The sequence below is a fragment of the Lachnoclostridium sp. An169 genome (assembly GCF_002160525.1).
Taxonomy (GTDB): domain Bacteria; phylum Bacillota; class Clostridia; order Lachnospirales; family Lachnospiraceae; genus Mediterraneibacter; species Mediterraneibacter cottocaccae.
The window spans coordinates 1-20,579 of record NZ_NFKT01000039.1 but is presented as its reverse complement, the minus strand read 5'-3'; the positions used below and the strand labels follow the sequence as shown (position 1 = coordinate 20,579).

Below are 20,579 nucleotides of genomic sequence, written 5' to 3'. Positions count from 1 at the left end.
CAGACAGACATGCAGGAAAATAAGAAAAAATGTATGGATCTTGCCAACCGCATCTATGATCTGGACGAAAAAGTTTACAAATGTGTGGGATCTGCACTTGGCCGGACTTTCACCGGCAACAGGGAAAGCACCGTGCAGAACCTGTGCATGATGATGCTCACAAAGCCGGACGGTCATCTTCTCCGAAGCGAGCTGGCACTGATCGGAAATATGGCGCGCACCATTCCGGATAAAGAAGAAAAAAGCAGGATGCTTACGGAATACGACAGTATTCTGAAAGAAATCGAAAAACTTCCGGACAGCTTCGGTCAGGTAGACATTATCGACCTGGCCCGCGCGGAACTGAATCTCTCTTCCAGAAGAAAGCTTTCCGAAAGCGACCATCTGGTCATCTGCATCAGCCGGACTCAGGGAAGCGCCGGAAATGATATCGGCTTTGAACTTGCGGATGATCTGCATATCAATTACTATGACGTGGAAATCTTCAACCAGGTTCTGAATCGCCTGGAGGCGGAAAAAGGGTCTGTCAATGATGCTGAAGCGGAACATTTTACATATTTTGACAAATACCGGAAAAGGTCCTTCCGTCTGAAAACCTGGTTCCGCGAATTTAACCGCTATCACGGGCTGCCAAGACAGGACGCCGTATTTTTCAATATGAGCGATCTGATCTGTAATCTGGCCCGTACAGAGGACTGTGTGATTATGGGACGATGCGCGGACGCGATCCTGACCAACAATCATATTCCTCACATCAGCCTGTTTATCAGCGCCCCATTTTCTCTCCGCATCCAGAGAACCATGGCGTCCAAGAATATGGAATTCCGCCAGGCCTCCCGCTTTTTAAAGCAGATGGACCGGCAGCATAAAAAATACTATGATTTTTATACAGGCGGGCGCTGGGGCAGACCGGAAAACTATGATCTGTGCATCAACAGCGCCAATTACGGCATCCGGGAGACCATTGATCTGATTGAACGGATGATTGATCAGAAAAGGAAATAGAAAACCGGGAAAAAACTTGTATAAGAGCATTTTCAGATCATAAAGAAAGCGGAACTTTCCAGAAAACATATAAATATCTTCTGGAAAGTTCCGCTTTCCGGTTACGTTCCTGGGCGGATTCGAACCGCCGGCCTTCCGCTTAGGAGCGACGCCGAGGGGTGTTTTTCCCTGTCAAGGGTTGTAAAGATAAGTCAAGGAAAGCATTGATTTTACTGACTTTCCTGTAATTTTGTGTCAATCTAAGTTAATAGAAAATAATCTCTGAAAATCAATTCTTGTTAGCAGTTTGTTAGAAATGCAAACAAAAGGTGTTAACCTTTGAGTTCCATCGATTTCACTGATATGGCTACCATTCTCTTTGAACTGTTCAGTAATGATAGCTCAATATTTCTATTAGATTACCTATATTATAACGTGTTCATGGTCGGATGTCGATGTTTTTTTGACCCTCATTGACTTATTTTTACTCACATTATCTCATACACAAAAATAGCGATATTGCTTCCGGTCTCCCTTCACAAAATCGCTATTTCTTCTATATATTAGACTTTCATTGTCTTGGCCAGAGAAGTAAGTAATGCTGCCATTTCAGAGTTCTCCAAAACCTTCATAAGTAACTCTGCATCAACTCCATCCGGAACAGATACCGTTTTACTCTTTGGCACCTGACCATGCATATTCGGACTGAGATTTTCCTTATTATAAAATGCACTTTCAATAAGCTCTGCATTCTTTCTACGATCCTCGTCTAAAATGTGCCCGTATACTTCCGTTACCATATCAGCCTGCGCATGGCCGGAATCACCCTGAACTGCTTTGATATCCCCTCCGCTCAGCTTCAATTTATAAGTAACACTGGTATGTCGGAGACTGTGAAATACCACATCAGGTAATCCCTGTTCATCAATTACTTTCTGCATTTTCTCCCTCAGATAGCTGCCACTGATAGGGTAGCCAAAGGTTGTTGCCATCACAAGATTATAATTATGATATTCACTGCCTAATGCGTCTATCAAATCATCCTGCTCCTGTTTTAACTCCTTCAGACATAAAGCAACCGATCTTGGGATAAATACTTTTCGAACGCTGCTCTCTGTCTTTGGGGTTTTCAGCACTCGTACAGTTTTATTATCTTTCGCTATAGATGGGAAAATCAGAATAATGTCTTTTTCATCCAGTTCTTCAACGGCCTTCTTTGATACCCGTACCACTTCTTTATTTATAATGATATACGACCGGTTTTCCTCAATTGCCTCCTCCGATATATCCACACAGTCCCAGGTCAGCCCCCGTAATTCTCCTATTCTTAAGGTCGCCGTAAATGCCAGATGAAACGCAACTCTCAGCCATTTATTATCACAGGCATCCAAAGCCTGCATGAGCATTTCAGCTGTCCATATTTCTCTTTCCTTTTTCTTATATTTTGGGACTGTCGCATCGATTGCCGGGTTCTTTTCCATCAGCCCCCATTTTACGGCCTGTCTGAAACAACTCCTGAGAAGCTTGTGTATATCATTGATAGTTGCAGCCGAGATGGTATGCAGTCCTTTCCTGTTCCTTGTACTCTTTACCGCCGGCATTTTCAATAATTCCTTATAATACTTTTCCATAAAGTGATTATTTATGTCAGACAGTTTGACATCGCCAATGGTAGGAAGAATGTAATTGTTAATGAGTGCCATATTCCCATCGTAGGTAGACACACCCCATTTATTATGGCCATAGATCTTCACATATTCATCCAAAAGCTCTTTAACCTTTGCACACTTTGGTACCTCAAATTGTCCTAATGCTATTTTATAGTCTACTTCCTTCTTACGTTTATCAGCATCTTTCTGGTTATCGAATGTTTCCCATTTTTGATGGACATTTCCCTCTTCGTCCTGATATCTGTAAACTACGCAGTATTTCTTTCCTCTCCTTTGAATGGAAGCCATATCAATTCACCCCTTCCCGATTGTTGTCTATCCACTGCAAAAAATCATCTCTTTTTATGCGCAGGACCTTTCCGGCACCTACACATGGAAATTTATTTGCCTGTACCCACTTAGTAATTGTTGACTTGGTAACCCCAGCCAAAACAGCAGCTTCCTCACGGGATATATATTCCTTTGTTTCCAATTCCTTTTTCCTGTCCATCCGTTCTTTCACTACCGGACCAATCAGCTGATACTCATTCTGTGCATTCAGGAAGTTTTGGAAATTCTTCTTTAGAAACCACTTCTTATTTTCAAAAACAGTTATTTTCAAAATGCACTTATATTTACCATACTTGGAAAGCCTTACTAATTCCTCATATGAAATACCCAGAAGTTCCGCTGCATCAAATACCAAAATGTATTCACTCCCTAACTCCTCCGCTGTCGGGACCCGGTCTACCTTTTGATATTTATTCTGACTCAGATACCATTTCTCAAATACGTCCTTCGGTATACGCTTAACATAGTCTACAGTGAAGGTTTCTAAGTCATTCTCTTTCCAGGCAACATATATATCTGCATCATGCACCCCCAAAAGATTTGCTGCTTCCCTAAATGAATAAGAAGTTTTTTTCAATTCAATTCCAGGCTCTTCTCCATTGACTTTTTTATGCTTCACCTGATTTGCATACCATCTTTCAAAGCTCTCCAGATCCACGCGCATCTGACCACTTATCATCTCAGTCTTAAAAAAATTTCTATGAACGAGCCAGTAGCTCTCGGTTTTCTTTAATCCCAATAGCTTACGCATTTCCGGTACTGACATTGTTTTTCTTTGCCTTAAATCTTGACTGGTCTGAAATTGTTCCATTCTCGTCTTGATTGTCTGTGCATCACGAATTATTTCCATTGACGGTCACGCCCTCCCGCAGCAGCAGAGAGGAAAACTCGTCAAAGCTGGCGGCGGTGGCAAGGGCTTTCCGTATAGTCTGCCGCAGCTTCTCCTTGTTCGTTTCAAACTTGGTCTGCCGGGGCGTGATACCGCCTGCAATCATGGGGGCGTTCTGCTTGTCCAGCGCGGCCTGTCCCTTTTTCTGCGCCCAGGCAAAAACTTCTATGGTCTCTATCATCATTTTTCTGCCCTCTATCATGCTTTCTGGAATTATGTTCCCGATTGAATTGCTGCCAAAAGCATTTGAAATGGTAGGAAAGATTTTTCCGGTCTCATGGGGATATAAAGTAATGGCAGATAGTACATTCCAGCTTGAAAACTTGTTGCCACTGGTAGTAATTCTTATACTGGCTATTTGTGTATGTGGCATACTACTACGCAAAGTTGATAAGTAGCAAAGCCAGCCGAGCCAGTCAACGGTCAAGATGAACGGCGCATACGCGCCGCCGTTGACAGCCCCGCCCGCCTTTGCTGGTAGGCAATCAAGGGGCGACAGCAAGGAGTGCTGCCGCCCCGCACTATTATCAGAGAGGGGGAATTTCCATGACCGAAGATGAAGACTACAAAGTGCATATCCAGTACACCTTTAACGCCTTTTGCAAGGTTGTCATTCGTCACGCCGCCATAGATATAATTTTGAAGCTGCGCCGGAGGTGGGAACGGGAAGTTTCCCTTGACTATCTGATGAATGAGAAGTTTGTCCAGTTTGCCGAGCCGGAGCAGCTTGAAGAATATCTTTTTACCGCCTGCGGCCAGACCGCTGTTCTGTATCATGCGGAACTTGCCGCCGCCCTTGCCCTTTTGCCGGAGCAGGCACAGGAAGAAATTTTCCGCTACTATTTCCTGCGCCAGCCGCAGCGAGTGATCGGCGTACATATCGGCAGGACACGCAGCACAGCGGGGCGGCATATCCAGCTTGCCCTAAAACGGCTCCGACGGCTTATGGAGGGAAAACGCTATGAGTAAACTTCTCCCCTATGAAACAATCGTCAAAGCCCATGAGGGCGACCCGGACGCAATCGACACCGTTCTTTCCCACTATGCCGGATATATCCGCTACTTTTCCAAGCGGAATTTCCTGGCTTTTATCTTCGTACTTTTGGCAGCATCGCAGCTAATCATCTACTTCTTCTGCAGGGAAAGTAAAATGTTTTTTATCGTTCTTGGCGGCATTTGTGCCATTCCAAACGCGTTGATCGCGGTTGTTAGAACTTACATTGCGCCGGACACCATCGACTATACCCGTTATAAGACCGGCAAGGACTGCTCCGGTATTTTCTATTCCCTCCAGTCCTTTATCAACAAGGCGTTAAACGGTGTAGTAGGCTCCATTACCCTGTTCATTCTGGCGTTAGGCGGCTGGCAGGAAGTGGTGGGCGACAGCTTTGCGGACCTTGCGACTCAGGGCGTGACCCAGACCCCCCAGGCGTTAGTCACCCTGTGGGTGTTGGGCTATCTGATTCCTGCCATTGGCTTTGTTATCGCCGCCGTGCTGCTGTACGCTTTCTACAACCTGAAAGATAAAGATGCTGCCCTGATGGCACAGTGTAACGCCGGCAAGATCACCCGTGAGGAGTGCGAAAGCCGCCTGTCAAGAAAATACTAAGGAGGCTGCAATATGGCAGATTTTAAATTGGAGTCATGGGAGCGGGAACCCCTTTGGCTGAAACTGATTACTCCATTTCTTAAGAAAAAACGTTTCCCGGAGCTGCCGGAGAAGCCGGAGACTGGAAAGTGGTACCGCATTTACCCGGAAGGATGCGTCGCAGCCAACGGTGAACGTACTCATGCGAATTTTTTCCTTGGAACGGAGAATCATCTGCTCGTGTTTTTTCAGGGCGGCGGTGTATCCTGGAACGAATATACAGCAGCCAGACCTGCTTCTCTGTACAGCAAAAACATGGCAGAAGGCTTTTACATGATCCATGTGGATCTGTTTTCAGACCTTAGCCTGAACAAAGGCATTTTGGAAGACAGTGAAAGAAATTCATTCCGGGGCTGGTCAAAGCTGGTTCTTCCTTATAACACTGGGGATTTCCACAGCGGTTGTGGGGATTTCCCATACACAGCATTGGATGGGAGCAGGAGGATCCTGCACCACCACGGCTATCGGAATTACCGCAAGGTAATGGAAACAGTGACGCAATTTGTTACAGCTCCGGATAGACTACTAATCAGCGGCTGCAGCGGTGGAGGATTCGGCACGGCGCTGCTGGCGGATGATCTGATTGGCTTGTATCCAAACTGTGGAAATGTGGTCACCCTTGTGGACAGTGGCTTTTTGCTACTGAAGAATTGGGATTCTGTTGCAAAAGATGTGTGGCAGACACCGAAAGAAATCGCGGACAGAATCCATAGCGATAATATTACCTTGGACGCACTGACGGCCCTGCACGAAAAGCGGGGCGAACGGGTCAAAATTCTGTTTTCCTGTTCCGTTCGGGACGCTGCTCTGGCTCGTATGCAATACTACATTGATCATGGTAATTTTTCCTTTTCAAAGGAAGCCGGTATGGTTGCCCAGAAGAATTTGCAGCAGATGTGTGACGCTCTCCGCAAGTACATCCCCGGAGTTGGACTGTTTGTTTTCGATACGCCGGACAAGCAACACGCCAAGGAAGTGCTTACCATCCATTGCATTATAGGAGATAAAACCGTCTATGAATACTCTGTGGAGGGTACTACTGCTATGGAATGGATCAAACAGGCCACCTCGGGAAATATACAGCAGATCGGTCTGGATCTGCTGAAAGAATAGGTGAGAGCACCGTGTGTTTGGTGACCGGATGTGATTCTGTCCCATGGTCATATGAAAGCAGATTGAAATAAGGAGAGGAAATCAAATGAACTTTGAAGAAATTCGCAATCGAATCGCGTCTACACATATTGAGGCAGGCGACATCACAGATATTGAATGGGTGGAAGAAGGCCAAAACATGGCGGTTCCCGGACTGCCTATCGGCTCTGCCCCGGAGCATATCAAAGTTTGTGTGACCTGCAAGCCGGAGGAAGGCAGCAATATTCGAATTGAGGTATGGCTGCCCACTAAGGAATGGAACGGTGACTTTATAGGTACCGGAAATGGCGGTGCCGCCGGAATGCTGGTTCCCTTTGTGATGGTAGGTCCGCTGAAGTTGGGCTTTGCGGTTGCCAACACGGATATGGGAACCTCCGCTGGACCAGACTGTGGTATCGGCAACAAGGCTGTTTGGAGGGATTTTGGCTACCGAGCTACCCACCTAATGACTGTAGCAGCCAAGGCAATTATCGAAAGCTACTATGGTGTGCCGCCAAAATATTCTTACTTTAGCGGTTGCTCCACTGGCGGTCAGCAGGCGCTGATGGAGGCGCAGCGGTATCCCGAGGATTACGATGGTATCCTTGCAAGTGCTCCTGCCTACGATAGAACCAATCTGCATATGGGATTTTTATGGGATTGGATTGCTGTCAACGCCGGTAAAACGGGAATGTTCACTGTTGAAGATGAGGTGAAGCTGGTAAAAGCAATCCTCGATCAGTGCGGAGAGGAAGGGGGCCGCCAACCGGGTGATGATTTTATGTATCATCCCCATCAGATTAAGATGACACCGCAGGTGCTTGTGGAAGCCGGATTAAACAACGAACAAATCGAGGCCTTAATGAAAATTTATGCCGGTGCCATGGATCCGGAAACAGGCGAACGTATTTATGAGTCAACCGTGGTGCCTGGCAGCGAAAATTGCGACATGGGTCTGGTTCACCGTTGCGAGCATCCACAGTTTTCCGATGCGTACTTCTATATTTTTCGATGGCTCTTTGGCGCGGATTTTGACTTTACGAAGTTTGATTTCCACAGGGACGCAGAGCGAATCCACAAGGAATTGGACGAGTATCTGAATGCAAATAATACAGACCTTTCTGCCTTCCGGGATCGGGGCGGCAAGCTGCTCTTGATTCACGGTACAGCAGATCCCATCATTCCCTACACCAGCTCTATTCGTTACTACCGGTAGATCGTATCTGCCGCTACCTTGACACCATTTCCTCTGTCGGCATAGCCAACACATTCATCCAATACGATCTTTCCGCCCTGTCTTACCCGAAGCGCCAGGCCGGGCAGCATCTCTTCTGCCACCAGCTTCTTCATCTCCTGTAATACGATCCCACTCATAATCAATGCTCCTTTCTTCTACCAAAGAACCGGTACACGACCCGGTCAACGGATCGCTGCCATCACGGTGCCAGTTCCTCTCCGTTTACCCGGACTTTCCATCCAGTCAATTCAAACGGCAATCGATACTCCGCTTTCCACCCGTCCGGAAGCAGAAGCATCATATCCAGTTCATGCTCCTCATAATCCGCATACCACCGCAGGAAAAAATCACCATCCTCACAGCCCGCCGATCCAGAAGCCCATGTTAAACCACAAGGATGAGGCGATATGGTGATGGTTTTGCTTCGCTGCCGGGCTTCTCCCAGACCCAGTATGAGCTGTGTCATCATTGCTCCCACGCAGGCATTAAAACCATGACAGCCCGAATCCTCCTGAATGGATTCAAACAACGTACCCGGGCCGATCCGAAGTTCTTCCAGATAGAGCGCCTTCCACTCCCGAACCAAGGTGTCTACCTTTCCCATCTCTGCCAACACCGCAAACCGGATCATCAGACCGATGAAAAGGTTTGACTTTCCGATATTCGGATCGGAACGATGTATCGGTGCCGGTCCCATCTGCTCCACAAAGCGGTGCAAAAATGCGCGGTCCTCTTTGTGATATCCGGAAAAGATCTCCAGAGCGATCCCGCTCTCTGTCCGACAGGTGCCGCTTTTTAGCTGCACCCTTTGCTCGTTCTCCTCCCATTTGACACTGTCTCCCGCATTCTGCTGAAGGGTCATCAGCACCGCATGCATCTCTTCGGCTGCCTGTCTCCAGTCCAGCCGATCATACAATTCCGCCATTTTGCGGAGCATGTCCACTGCCAGACAGTTGTTTGGGACCGAGATCGGACCAATCGCAAAGCTTTCATTCGACAACGACCAATCCACAAATTGGCTTCCGATATCCTCCAACAATCCACTTTTACCTCGCAGCGTTATCAGATGATCCAGCAATATGGACACACGTTCTTCCCACTGCCGAATCAGCTTCCGATCACCGGATCGTTCAAAAAACTCATACAATTCCTCTAAGAGCCAAAAGGACCAGTTTCGGATCCCAGGTTCGTTTCGGGGTTCATGTACGCCCGGGTACACTTCCGGAAAGAAATGGTCTTGATAGTCTTCTGCTCCCGTCAGCATGAAATTCTCGATAAAATCCCGCTCCACCGAAAGGTCTCCAAACATCTGCCAGGCACCCCTGGCTGTAAAGTAGGAATCACAGAGCCAGCCGCCTCGCTCCCGCTCCGGACAGTCCATAAAGATATCCAGGGTATTTAAACGCAGTGTCCTTCTTGCCGCATCATATATGCGGTTCAGATCATTATCACTGCAACGGAAATCATATTTTTCGGTATCCGGATACGAATAATCCAGGAGAACCGGAGAGATCAATACGACCTCGCCGGCTGTGCGAACGATCATTTTCACATAGCGGACTAATTTCGGTTCAAACGTAGTCAGATGATAACTTCCCGGCTGCAGATGATATCGGGTAACATAGGTATTCCCCTCCAGCATGCCGGCTTCATTCAACACATCCGAATTCAGCACATCCAGTACACAGGAACAGCTTACGGTCACTGAAAAATCCAAAAATCCCACTTCGGATTCGTTTCTTTCCCACATCACACCCATATCCCCATGGCCTGGCACCATATGGACACGCTGTCGGCCGGAATCGGATAAGAGTTCCCTCTGATACTTGCCCGTAAACGGAGCATCTTCCTCCGCCATCAATTCTTCCACAAAGACGTTCTCTTCCGGAATCTGAGCATACCAACGGGCATTCACGGCTTTCGCGATCAGAGTGGTACGATGGACTTTTAGCGATCCGGTCTGCCGCATATCCATCAAAGAAGTCAAGGTAGGAAACGGGATCGCATGATAAGTCGGATAAGGCGCACGCCGGATCAAATAGAAGGGTTCCTCCGCCACCAGTACCGGCGTTTCCATCAGTTCCTGCACTCTCCAGTCAAAGCTTTCCGGCGTCAAGTCATAATATTCCACGATCCCGCGGCTGTGACTCATGGTTTCCACACAGGATCTGCGTTCTGTCAGCTCTCTGCAGGTCCAGCCTGGCTGCCCTGTGGCTGTCAGGACATCACCCTCTTCATCCAGGATCTCCATGGTAAGCATTCCCAGCTCCATCGTACAGTCATTACAGTACTTCTTCGGCTTATCGTATGCTGCCACCTCGACGGCGATATGGCAGCCTCCCTTCATCTCCACCGAAAACTCATCCACGCGGCAATACCCTTCTGCTGTCCTGGCTGGTCCATGAGCAATCATTTTGCCATCCAGGTACAGACGATAATAAGACCTGGCCGCAATGCGAAAAGAAGCCTTTCCTTCTCTCTTTCGATCTACATATGTATGAAATCCAACAAATTGATTATAAGACTCCTTCAAATCCTCTCCCCATATTGCTCTCGCCTGTAAAAAACAAAATTCCTGTTCTCTTACCATCATACGATCAATCGGCATCTTCATGCCATTCTCCTTTCCCATGTGTGTTGTTTCATACAACAAAGGAAGTTCCCTCTGAATATGAAACGTTACTCTACCAAACTTAGTCCGACACTTTTTGGATTTCTGTTAACTGCATCCATGATCCACGTTGATGCTGAAATACCATCCATACAGCCATCAAATGCTCGTTCTGACGCGATCAGAGTATGTACGGTCAATCCCATCTCCTCTGGTGCTGCAGGTTCCAGCAGATCAAAGAAATAATAAACCATTTCAGGCATCTCCGCCTTCATCCGCTGATAGAGTGTTTTTACATAATCTTCAAACCGATCACCTGCTTCTTTCGTAAATTCCAAAACGCCATGATCAATGTAGTTTTGATATTGTGACAGCAGGCAGTCCCGCATCGATGTCAGATAAAGATATTTTACCCTGGAACCATATTTTTGATATAGTGCGGTTAAACCATCGTAGCTGAAATCCCTGGTCTTTAACCGCTCCGAAATATGTGCCGGTGAACCCCATAATTCCACTGCCGCCTTATGCCAATCATCATAAAGCAGGATCGCACTATCCACACAACAAACGATATTCTTACAATCAGGATAATAGCTTATCACATCATCGGTTAAGATCGATGTGGCAAACCCTCCGGCAGAGAAACCGGTGACCAAAAGAGCTTCCGGCTCCGGAACCCATTTTTTCGTGATTTCCATTAGCTTGCACAAATGTTCATATCCATGAAAATGAGTCTGGATCACATCTCCATCACCATCCACATAACTTCCACTGGCAGTACCGGTATGAAAATCGCCGGAAGCATAACCGATACACAGGACAGACCAATCCGCAAACGGATTATTCTCTGAATTTGCACCGATTCCTGTCATGGTTGCTCCCATACTCAAAAAATCCACGTCATCAAAGTAGAATCTCTGTGTCCCTGCATAAAAAAGTCCACCCGGTCTTGCTGCCGTATACTCGTTGATGGCAACGCCACCTCCTTCAAACATCACCATCAGTTTGTTTTCCGAGCCAATTTTCAGATAGGCATAATAAGGTTTACCACAACTACAAACACAGCCCGGCAAAGACACCTTATACCAGGTCCCCGTCTCCGGATCCTCCGGAAGTTCTGGATACGGATCCGCCATGACAGAGTCATACAACTTCTGCTGCTCTGGTGTTAACGACCTCATCTTCATCTCGTTTACCTCTGTATATTCTTACTTTTAAGTTTTTATCGGATATAGGAAAAACTGTTTCCCGCCAGGTTTTTCCATACACGGTCACTTTCTTCCATTGCCTCTTCAGGTAGTGGATCCCCAGCGAGAGAAGCGATATTTTGCCGGATCTGCTCCAACTGGCTAACACCGCTGATAATGCTTGTTACGGCCGGTTGGACCGCACACCATTTCATTGCCAGCTCCAGGAGTTTCACGTTGTATCTGGCTGCAATTTCTCCCAGTTCCTCAATCGCGGCAAAGTTTTTATCCGACCAATAACGATCATAGTACTCCTTGCTGTTTGCAAACCGGGTATTCTCTGCCGGTTTCCCTGGTTTGTGCTTTCCAGCCAGCAAGCCACCTGCAATCGGATTATAAATAGACAGCCCCACCTTATGATTCTGCAAAAATGGAACCAGTTCCGACTCGATGCCACGGGTTATCAGATTATACACATTCTCGGTAATGACCGGCTTTGCATAATTCCGTTTATCACAAATATGAAGAATGTCTGCGATCTGCCAGGCCGCATAATTGCTTACACCTATGTAACGGATCTTCCCGGCTTTCACCAGATCATTCATAGCATCCATAGTTTCCTCGATATCGGTATGACGATCCGGGGCATGCAGATAGTATATGTCTATATACTCTGTATCCAGTCTCTTCAGGCTGGCATCAGCCGCTGCCAGGATATTTCGACGGCTCAGGCCCGCTGAATTTGGATCCGGTCCCATCTGACCAAATACTTTGGTTGCCAAAATAACGTGTTCCCGATGGTCTTTCATCCATTTCCCAACAACCCGCTCGCTCTCTCCTCCATTATACACATTCGCAGTATCAAAAAAATTCACACCGTGTTCGTAGGCGTAATCCATAATGGAAAAACTATCCTTCTCGGAGGTCTGCCCTCCAAACATCATGGTACCCAGGCTCAGCTGTGATACCTGTATTCCAGTTCCAGCAAGATAATGATATTTCAATACAATCACCTCATTCAATGGTCAGTTAACCCCTCTCAATACAAACCTTTCTGCTGCCAGTTTGATCAAGATACTCTGGTTTCTTATTTTCCACCATATTAACACCATCCTTGATGCTCATTTTGTAATAATGCTTACTTTCCCGATGATACCGCTTGGGGCCACCATGGTTATGCCATTTCTACGGATATTGGACTTTACCATGTTTTCAGTAGCAATATGTCGTACGTGATTTGCCAGCGTATTGGCCACTTCGATGCGAAGGCTATTATACCCTGGTTTCACTGCCTTGCTGATATCAAAGGTATATGGTGGACAGATCTTCATGCCGACATATTGATCGTTAATCCATACTTCCACCCCTTCATAAGCATCCTCCAGATGGATAAGAGTCTGACTCTCTCCTGGTTCCAGGATCTCGATATCTGTCTCATAACGCATGAAGCCTGAAAAATCCGGATGATTTTTACCCACATTGGTCAGTTCGGTCAGTTCCTCTGTACTGTGAAAATTCGGATACTCTTTGGCTTTGGCAAAACTCAATGACCATTTAGCCTCAACCTGACTCCACTGACCATCCGCAACACAAGCCTTACTGGTCTCGTACTCCGATAGATCGGAGAAAATATACAACTCGGTCTGGTATGGTTCCAGATGCACGTGAAGCCATGCTCCCTCTTCACACTCATCAGCACAAGCAGGATATACCAGATTTTCCATGGCATCATACAGGTTTACCGGTCCCTTCACTGGTACATAGACATCGCCATCGAAAGCTACACCTGGATCTTCGTTATTAAACAGGTACATATGCACATCGTTCTTTATATAATGATAATATCGCAATCTGGCAAACGGAGTAACAGAGAGGATCTCATTCCATTTATTCTCAGTAAGCCATGCTGCCAGGTCATTCAAGGATACCACGTGACAGGATTTCAGACTTGCCAGTAAGATCGTCTCTTCTGCCTCGTGATGCATGTCACAAATGCCTTCTGGCAGAGCGTCCACGAACACTACCGGATAACCCGCCTGTGACGCCCTGCTCGCAAACATCGCCACTTCTTTTGTAATGAATTGAGCATAAGGGATCACCAAGGTCTGATATTCTTCCCCGTTTACCTTAAGAGTATGATCGAAATGTGCATGAAAATAGTCCATGTCCGCAAACAGATCCGATGGCAGAATATCAAAATCGATCTGATGCTCGAGCAGATGACGTGCCGGCTTCTGCAGATACATATAATTACCAGTCCATTCCGCCTCCCCATGATAGAGCAAGGCCACTGGTGCCACATGATGGCCATCATTTAACAGTTCACACATGCGGTTCATATAATGCATCAATTTGCCGAAATGACGGTACTGCGGATTCTCGCCGTGGGCGTAGAAATGAGGCGGACAATCCGGATCCGGGAAGGCCTTCGGCGAAAATGCATGCGGTACATAAACATTAATGCCGCGTACCAGGAAGTGATCAAGCACGTACTTTTGACTTCTTACGCCAAATTCCCAGCCGTACGCACCAAAAATTTCGCACATGGCACGTCCCTTCTTCTTCGGGTCGATATGTGCTAAGGAGGATCCCAGTTTTCCCAAGGCAAAATGATAGAACTCTCCGTCTCCATTGGCTTCATATCGTTTTTTCCGAATATGATTTTCACCGCCCAGTATCACCTGTCCGCCAATATCATCAATTCCTGACATGTGCTGTCCATACATGGAACGGAAAAAGTGTCCTTGACTGCATCCAAGGTGACTGTGCTGGTTATTATCCTCAATGATATGACCGATGTACTCCACACCATGATCCTCACACCACTTACCGATCTGACCCGAAAAACAGCGATCTACCAGCTGAGTTACTGCATTCATGTATGCATAACGCACCTTAGCAGTCAGTTCCTCGCTGCCTACTCGGGTCCAAAGAGCCGGAAGCAGACGCTCATAATCTTCACCCAACTGTTCACTCATCCATGTCGGCATATTCCTGCTCCACGGAAGCGGCATATCTTTCCGACCGATGGATTCATCCATATAGAATCCGATGGTATTACCTATAGCGGGTTCGTCCGAAAAGAAACCGGCAATGGTTTTGCCAAAATCCTCTTTATAATGTTCCCAGTGCGGTTCATATACCGCATCGATCAGCACGCGGCAGGATTGTTCGTCCAGCATATTGATATAGTCTGTTCTTGCACCACCGTTTTTCGTGGAATAGAGTACGAAAATTCTCCACATCCCCTCTGGTACATCCCACTCCAGAACATCACCTACCATCTTGTCCGTAATATCCAGCAACGTATCATCCACATCGTTGCCGCATATCAGCCTGGAGGCAACGATACGCAGCACCTTATCATCCTGAAACAAACGATCTTCTGTGCTTCTCTGTCTTTCCTTTATACTGTATCGCAGCATTTCCGTCACAGGAAGCAGGGCCTGTGGTACCGGTCCACATACATCTACCGTGTAGCAATCAATATATTGTTTGCATAATTCCGGCTCTGCTTCTTTCATTTTACCCACTGCATATCCGGTCGGGAAATGAGCATCATCCAGAATCCATACCTTCATATCTCGCTGTTTCGCCTCATCCAGGATAATATCCATATCCCGCCACCATTGTGGCCCTGCATAATCAGGATGAGGCCGTGATTCTACACACACCGCACCAATACCACTTTCGTGGATGGCTCTCATATATTCTCTTAAAACGTCTTCCAACTCTCCATGCTGCCAAAAGAATGGGAGGATATAGTTTCCTCCTCTATTTTGAAGCAGGTTACTGATCACTGTTTTCATAATATGTTCAGCCTCCTTGATGCTTAGCCCTTACTCTTGCTCATAATAGCAGTGTTTTACATTCTTCCACTGCTTCTTGAAGTTCTGGATGATCTTCTGCCACTTCACCCAACAACTTCCGTAGTGCATCTATATTTCCAGTATCTTTCACATAATCTTTCAATTCTGAAAGAACACTTCTTTTATTCATTTCCGGTGTACCATATACGTTGTTATCCTCATTTATAAAACTAGGTATTAATTTGGATGTTCCGGCATAGCGCTCCATCATTAAGAGTAGCTTCTCTCTGGAAAGATCATATCGCGCCTCTGGGGCATTCTTCAACATCCGTACCGCATATTCCGCAATGCCAAGCTGACAGGTCTCATAAGCCATGTGCCCATAATATGCTTCCACTGCCCCATCATCACAAATGACAAAATTATATTTTTTCTCCGGGTCAAATGGTGCTTGCAAAGTGGTGCCTGCACCAATTTCCTTCACCTTAATACAGGTCATATGTATTTGATCCGATGGAAGCAATTCGTCCATCGCTTTATCCGCGCCACCAGGAAGATCATAGTCAGACATACGAGTAGACAACTCTCTCGGAATGGAGTTGCCATTTACTTCATATGTGTACTTTTTGGTAATCTGATCGATCGGAACCAGACTGTCCGCCGTATAATGAGTAAACAGGACTGGATTAGAATAGCAATCATAATAGTATACAGGTGAAAACTCCGAGCCAACTTTCATTCTATCCTTATATTCATCATCATTCGCATGACTATCTCCGAAGGTTGAAAATACGGATCCATGAAGAGGGAATGGTACCAATTCAATCAGCTTCTGCAGATCTCTGCCCGGTTCCTCCGATACCATTCTCAACGCCTCATAATTAATCTTGTTGATTGCTGACGCATAATTTCCTGTAAAATAAAAGTTCAATACACCGCTGTTACAGATTGAAGCCGCGATATTTAAATGAATCGCTGTCAGCATCATTGTCATAAATCCACCTGCAGAGCCACCAGTGATAATCAATTTACTGCGATCCACTTCCGGCATTCCTCTGAGGACATCTACACAGGCACTGTTGAAATACAGATCGTCATCGGCCATTTTTGCATTTTCTTCCGACGTCACATTCAATGCACCCGCTACTGCGATCCCATGTTTCAAGAGTTCATTTTCTCCAACAGTGCTCTCATCAATTCCATAATGGGCCACAAAGGCAACCGGGATCGGCAAAGTTACACCTTCCGGTATTGCCACCCCCAGGGTACGGGTATCCGGCACACCCGCTTTTGTCATATAACAAACCTCTATTTTCTGAAGGGTATGAGGCGTACTATCTATTCTTTCCCCCAGTTTTTTGGTCAATATCATCATCATTATTTTCGCATATTCCGGTTTCATGACATACCTCTCTTCTCTTTTAGATATCATCATGGGAGCATCGCTTGATGCGATGCCCCCATGATTATTTTACTGGTTTCCACGAGCCTGCGGCTTATAGCCTTCTTCCTGAAAATTCACGATCTCAATTCCTCTACAACTCATTCTGTTTCCTCCTCCAATCGGATATGACTTTCCTGTAGTTCTTCCACTATCGTTCCATCGGAACAGCGTTATAACTATCGGCCTTTGCCGGATCCCCGGCAATATACTGCATCCGGTTTGGATACGCGTATGCAGGAATCTCTGCTTCAAATCCCTGTGGGCTGAAAAGATTTTTTAAGTCACCCTCCGGAAGCCGAAGTGCCAGCAGGCGTTCCGGTGCTTTTTCCTCCTCCACCCAGGCGGCAAGGGCTGCCAGCGGGTCGTGTTCCACATCCCTTGGAGCACCGTAGTTTCCGATAATCTGTACGATCGGGCCACCAAAGGAATGGGCCAGACCAGGGATCAGGAAATACCGGAAAAACTCCTTGGTGGATTCCAGTCCGCCCTGTAGCTTTATCACGCGCTCATAATAGTCCAGGGAACTGGTATACGGGATGATCGGATCAGCCGTTCCATGGAGCATCAAGAGTTTACCGCCTGCTGCCCGGAATCCGGACAGATCCGCCGTGTCCGCATTCAGGATGGCATCGAGTTTCTCACGGACATATGCCGTATCGTTATGAAAATCAAAGGTGGTAAAATCAAAATCCCAACCATACAGCCAGTGCAAAATGAAGAATAACGTCTTCGGGAAATCCTCCTTTGCTCCCTGATCCGGAATACCAAGAGGAGAAGCCTCACTGCCCGGCACGACCACAGGAAGGTGGATTTGCTCTCCGGTGACCGGATCGACCGGTCCGGCATAGATTGCCTTCAGGGCTTCGATCTGATCCGGATGCAAGGCCGGATCCTTCATATCCTCCAGAACTTTGATATCCAGGTCGATCAAATGCGGATATGCCAGGAATTTGCCGTATGGCTCTACGGTTGGGGTATCACCATATACCTCGTAGATTCGCCTTTTTATGGCCTCTGCGGTTTTCTGGTCGATGTAGGCTTGCGGTGTTTTTGTCAGTGCCTGCCAGTCCCATACGAATCCGATATGGAGATTGGTCCGGTTGTTTGCCGGTGCTTCCACCAGAATACCGTTATAATCCAGCGGAAAGTTTTCCGCTTCCCGTAATGCCTGCTGACCACCGGTGGAACCACCACGGAAATAGGAGTATTTCGGCGGTTTTCCATAAAACGCCTCGATCAACTGCTTGGCAACCACCGTCATCCGGTGGGTGGCAAGGTAGCCGAAATCTTCCCAACGCTCCGGAGCGCCTACCATCTCCCCCAGTTCCAGGGAAGTACCCAGATCGGTATTGGCGGTAGCATAGCCGGCACGCACCCCTTCTACCAAGGAGAGAGAAACAATGCTGCCAGCGGCACCACCGTTTCCGGTTCCCAGGAAATTACCATTCCAGGTTTCTGTCGGTAACCAGAGTTCAACCTGAATGTGGGAATTTCCGCCCGGATCCAGCTGGACACATACCAGGCAGTATTCCGGCATCGGTCCCGTCTGAAACGCCAGTATTGTCAGGTTGGGATCGGCCGGTATCACCTCCATCTGGGTGATCACGCCATTCTCGATTACAACCTCTTCCAGTCTCTTTTTTGCTTCTGCTGTTGTCATCATACAGTTCGTCCATTCTTCTTGTCTCCGCCCTAGTCGCACCCTTTTTCGCAATTATCCCTTTACTGCTCCCAGTGCAATGCCCTTGATAAAGTACTTCTGGAAAAGCGGGAAGGCTAAGATGATCGGCATACTTCCCAGCACCGCAATTGCCATTCGCACGGTCTCTGAAGGCAAATTTGCAATCTCTCCATAATTGGCGTTTGAACTTTTAATCATAAACTGAATATCCTGACTCACGCGAGCCAGATAGTTCTGCAGACTGAAAAGACTTTCATCGGTAATATAAACCATGCCATTGTACCAGTCATTCCAGTAGGCGATTCCGATCAAAAGCCCAACCGTTGCCACAATCGGCTTTGACAACGGGATCACGATCCGCATAAAAATCATGAGTTCCCCTGCCCCATCCATGGAAGCCGACTCTATCACAGCCTCCGGAATGTTGTTGGCAAAATAGGTCCGGAGCAACAATACATTTACGCTGCTCATCAACAGATTCGGGATGATCAGGGCAAAAATCTCATTTTTGATGCCAAACCACTGGGTATAGATCAAATAGGTCGGTACCAATCCACCATTAAAGAGCATGGTAAAGAAGACAAAAAAGGTGAACACGTTTCTAAACGGCATATCCTTTCTGGATATCGGATATGCCAACAGCATACTGATCAGAAGCCCACAGGCAGTGCCGACGATCGTGATCAATATCGTAATACCATATGCCCGAAAAATCATAGATGCCCGTTCAAAAATATACTGGTATGCAAAAAAGGTCACATTCTCCGGAAAGAACGAATACCCCCTTACCGCGATTTCACTGTTTTCTGTGAAGGAAGCAATGATCATCAACAAAAACGGCATCACACACGCCAAGGAAAGTACAATCAGTACAATATGTTTAAATATGTGAAATGAAATATCTTTCTTCATACTGCCCCCCTTAAAACAATGCGTCATCCGGGCTGATCTTACGAACCAACATGTTCGCTCCCAGAATCAGTACAAATCCAACCAAGGACTGATAGGCTCCTGCAGCAGAAGACATTCCGATATCTCCCAACTGCAACAGGCCCCTGTAAACATAGGTATCAATTACATTTGTCGTATTTGCTAAGATTCCAGAATTCATTGGCACCTGATAGAACAAGCCGAAATCGGAATAAAAAATACGTCCAACCTGCATTAATACCATCATGATAATGATCGGTTTTAACAGCGGCAGCGTAATATAGCGGATCTGCTTCCATTTTCCGGCACCGTCCAGTTCGGCCGCTTCATAATATGCCCTATCGATCCCTACAACCGATGAGAGATACACGATGGCACTAAACCCGATACTCTTCCATAAATTTACGATCGGAAGGATAAATGGCCAGGCTTCTGGTGTCATATACCAGTTTACTGGTTCCAACCCCAGTGCCGGCAGGATCGTCTTGTTGAGCAGGCCATTCTCGGTACTCAAAAAGGCATATACCAGATATGTTACCAATACCATAGAGATCAGGTGCGGAAGCATCAGTGCTGTCTGGTAAACCTTGGTCAGCAGCTTATTGCTAAGTTCACTCATCAAGATGGCTACAAATACGCCAAAAACCATATTCAGAACAATAAACACCAAATTGTATAAAATCGTATTTCTGGTAATGATGAAGGCATCTTTTGTTTTAAATAAGAATTCAAAATTCTCAAATCCTACCCAGTCACCACCAAATACGCCCTTTTTCATATCAATCGACCGAAATGCCAGGGTAATCCCATACATCGGTATATAGTTATTGATCACCAGGTATATCAGTCCTGGTAGCATCATCAAAAATAAAGGAAGATAACGTTTGTATTTTCTTATCACTATTCATACCTCCATTATAAATAGGGTAGAGGGAGAATAAAATCTCGCCCCTCCCATTGAACCGTACGTACGGGTCTCGTATACGGCTCTACAACTTATATTCCAACTTTTACTAAGTAATAGGATA

Annotated in this window: 16 protein-coding genes and 1 pseudogene; 5 read left to right on the top strand and 12 right to left on the bottom strand. The window is 46.5% G+C overall.

Annotation, left to right across the window (positions count from 1 at the left end; translation table 11 throughout):
• Window positions 1-9: 9 nt before the first annotated feature.
• Complete coding sequence (locus B5F07_RS19365; protein WP_087162856.1) at window positions 10-1,005, top strand: cytidylate kinase-like family protein; 996 nt, start codon at window positions 10-12, stop codon at window positions 1,003-1,005.
• A 542-nt stretch (window positions 1,006-1,547) separates the two neighbouring features.
• On the opposite strand, the gene B5F07_RS19360 is transcribed toward B5F07_RS19365, so the two are convergent.
• From B5F07_RS19360 to B5F07_RS19350, 3 genes and pseudogenes are all read right to left on the bottom strand, one after another.
• A complete protein-coding gene (locus B5F07_RS19360; RefSeq protein WP_087162855.1) occupies window positions 1,548-2,942 on the bottom strand; it encodes a site-specific integrase in 1,395 nt (464 codons plus the stop codon).
• Window position 2,943: 1 nt separating this feature from the next.
• A complete protein-coding gene (locus tag B5F07_RS19355; RefSeq protein ID WP_087162854.1) occupies window positions 2,944-3,834 on the bottom strand; it encodes a helix-turn-helix domain-containing protein in 891 nt (296 codons plus the stop codon).
• A 1-nt stretch (window position 3,835) separates the two neighbouring features.
• Window positions 3,836-4,027: pseudogene (locus B5F07_RS19350) on the bottom strand (relaxase/mobilization nuclease domain-containing protein); the annotation flags it as partial.
• Window positions 4,028-4,419: 392 nt separating this feature from the next.
• On the opposite strand from B5F07_RS19350, the gene B5F07_RS19340 reads away from it, so the two are divergent.
• From B5F07_RS19340 to B5F07_RS19325, 4 genes are all read left to right on the top strand, one after another.
• Entirely contained in the window at window positions 4,420-4,842 is a 423-nt protein-coding gene (locus B5F07_RS19340) for a sigma-70 family RNA polymerase sigma factor (RefSeq protein ID WP_087162852.1), read from the top strand.
• Window positions 4,835-5,482, top strand: a complete 648-nt coding sequence (locus B5F07_RS23195) for an MFS transporter (protein WP_087162851.1) — start codon at window positions 4,835-4,837, stop codon at window positions 5,480-5,482. Before B5F07_RS19340 ends, B5F07_RS23195 begins: the two co-directional genes overlap by 8 nt.
• A gap of 12 nt (window positions 5,483-5,494) precedes the next feature.
• Window positions 5,495-6,634 (top strand): pectin acetylesterase-family hydrolase, encoded by a 1,140-nt coding sequence (locus tag B5F07_RS19330; protein WP_087162850.1) that lies wholly within the window; start codon window positions 5,495-5,497, stop codon window positions 6,632-6,634.
• 85 nt (window positions 6,635-6,719) lie between these two features.
• On the top strand, window positions 6,720-7,868 hold the full coding sequence (locus tag B5F07_RS19325; RefSeq protein ID WP_087162849.1) for a tannase/feruloyl esterase family alpha/beta hydrolase: 1,149 nt from the start codon (window positions 6,720-6,722) through the stop codon (window positions 7,866-7,868).
• Here the strand turns inward: B5F07_RS19325 and B5F07_RS22425 are convergent.
• From B5F07_RS22425 to B5F07_RS19285, 9 genes are all read right to left on the bottom strand, one after another.
• Window positions 7,859-8,026: a serine hydrolase gene (locus B5F07_RS22425; protein WP_140398055.1), complete on the bottom strand. Its 168-nt coding sequence runs from the start codon at window positions 8,024-8,026 to the stop codon at window positions 7,859-7,861. The genes B5F07_RS19325 and B5F07_RS22425 overlap by 10 nt on opposite strands.
• Window positions 8,027-8,088: 62 nt before the next feature.
• Window positions 8,089-10,503, bottom strand: coding sequence for an alpha-L-rhamnosidase-related protein (locus B5F07_RS19320; RefSeq protein WP_162613182.1), 2,415 nt, complete (start codon window positions 10,501-10,503; stop codon window positions 8,089-8,091).
• Window positions 10,504-10,568: 65 nt separating this feature from the next.
• A complete protein-coding gene (locus tag B5F07_RS19315) occupies window positions 10,569-11,687 on the bottom strand; it encodes a pectin acetylesterase-family hydrolase (RefSeq protein ID WP_087162847.1) in 1,119 nt (372 codons plus the stop codon).
• Between the two features lie 35 nt (window positions 11,688-11,722).
• On the bottom strand, window positions 11,723-12,700 hold the full coding sequence (locus tag B5F07_RS19310; protein WP_442911417.1) for an aldo/keto reductase: 978 nt from the start codon (window positions 12,698-12,700) through the stop codon (window positions 11,723-11,725).
• Window positions 12,701-12,808: 108 nt separating this feature from the next.
• Window positions 12,809-15,496 (bottom strand): glycosyl hydrolase, encoded by a 2,688-nt coding sequence (locus B5F07_RS19305; RefSeq protein ID WP_140398054.1) that lies wholly within the window; start codon window positions 15,494-15,496, stop codon window positions 12,809-12,811.
• Window positions 15,497-15,536: 40 nt separating this feature from the next.
• The gene (locus B5F07_RS19300; protein WP_087162844.1) at window positions 15,537-16,898 is read right to left on the bottom strand and encodes an alpha/beta hydrolase family protein; all 1,362 of its coding nucleotides are present in this window, start codon (window positions 16,896-16,898) and stop codon (window positions 15,537-15,539) included.
• Between the two features lie 190 nt (window positions 16,899-17,088).
• Window positions 17,089-18,603, bottom strand: coding sequence for a tannase/feruloyl esterase family alpha/beta hydrolase (locus tag B5F07_RS19295; RefSeq protein ID WP_087162843.1), 1,515 nt, complete (start codon window positions 18,601-18,603; stop codon window positions 17,089-17,091).
• Window positions 18,604-18,654: 51 nt separating this feature from the next.
• Complete coding sequence (locus tag B5F07_RS19290) at window positions 18,655-19,533, bottom strand: carbohydrate ABC transporter permease (RefSeq protein ID WP_087162842.1); 879 nt, start codon at window positions 19,531-19,533, stop codon at window positions 18,655-18,657.
• Between the two features lie 10 nt (window positions 19,534-19,543).
• A complete protein-coding gene (locus B5F07_RS19285; protein ID WP_330397903.1) occupies window positions 19,544-20,452 on the bottom strand; it encodes an ABC transporter permease in 909 nt (302 codons plus the stop codon).
• Window positions 20,453-20,579 lie beyond the last annotated feature (127 nt).

Excerpts from the sequence above, each read along its gene's own strand:
- B5F07_RS19315 (WP_087162847.1), bottom strand. The coding sequence starts at position 11,687 with ATGAAGATGAGGTCGTTAACACCAGAGCAGCAGAAGTTGTATGACTCT.
- B5F07_RS19295 (WP_087162843.1), bottom strand. The coding sequence starts at position 18,603 with ATGATGACAACAGCAGAAGCAAAAAAGAGACTGGAAGAGGTTGTAATC.
- B5F07_RS19325 (WP_087162849.1), top strand. The coding sequence starts at position 6,720 with ATGAACTTTGAAGAAATTCGCAATCGAATCGCGTCTACACATATTGAG.
- B5F07_RS19320 (WP_162613182.1), bottom strand. The coding sequence starts at position 10,503 with ATGAAGATGCCGATTGATCGTATGATGGTAAGAGAACAGGAATTTTGT.
- B5F07_RS19290 (WP_087162842.1), bottom strand. The coding sequence starts at position 19,533 with ATGAAGAAAGATATTTCATTTCACATATTTAAACATATTGTACTGATT.
- B5F07_RS22425 (WP_140398055.1), bottom strand. The coding sequence starts at position 8,026 with ATGAGTGGGATCGTATTACAGGAGATGAAGAAGCTGGTGGCAGAAGAG.
- B5F07_RS19300 (WP_087162844.1), bottom strand. The coding sequence starts at position 16,898 with ATGAAACCGGAATATGCGAAAATAATGATGATGATATTGACCAAAAAA.
- B5F07_RS19330 (WP_087162850.1), top strand. The coding sequence starts at position 5,495 with ATGGCAGATTTTAAATTGGAGTCATGGGAGCGGGAACCCCTTTGGCTG.
- B5F07_RS19365 (WP_087162856.1), top strand. The coding sequence starts at position 10 with ATGCAGGAAAATAAGAAAAAATGTATGGATCTTGCCAACCGCATCTAT.
- B5F07_RS19340 (WP_087162852.1), top strand. The coding sequence starts at position 4,420 with ATGACCGAAGATGAAGACTACAAAGTGCATATCCAGTACACCTTTAAC.
- B5F07_RS23195 (WP_087162851.1), top strand. The coding sequence starts at position 4,835 with ATGAGTAAACTTCTCCCCTATGAAACAATCGTCAAAGCCCATGAGGGC.
- B5F07_RS19355 (WP_087162854.1), bottom strand. The coding sequence starts at position 3,834 with ATGGAAATAATTCGTGATGCACAGACAATCAAGACGAGAATGGAACAA.
- B5F07_RS19360 (WP_087162855.1), bottom strand. The coding sequence starts at position 2,942 with ATGGCTTCCATTCAAAGGAGAGGAAAGAAATACTGCGTAGTTTACAGA.
- B5F07_RS19305 (WP_140398054.1), bottom strand. The coding sequence starts at position 15,496 with ATGAAAACAGTGATCAGTAACCTGCTTCAAAATAGAGGAGGAAACTAT.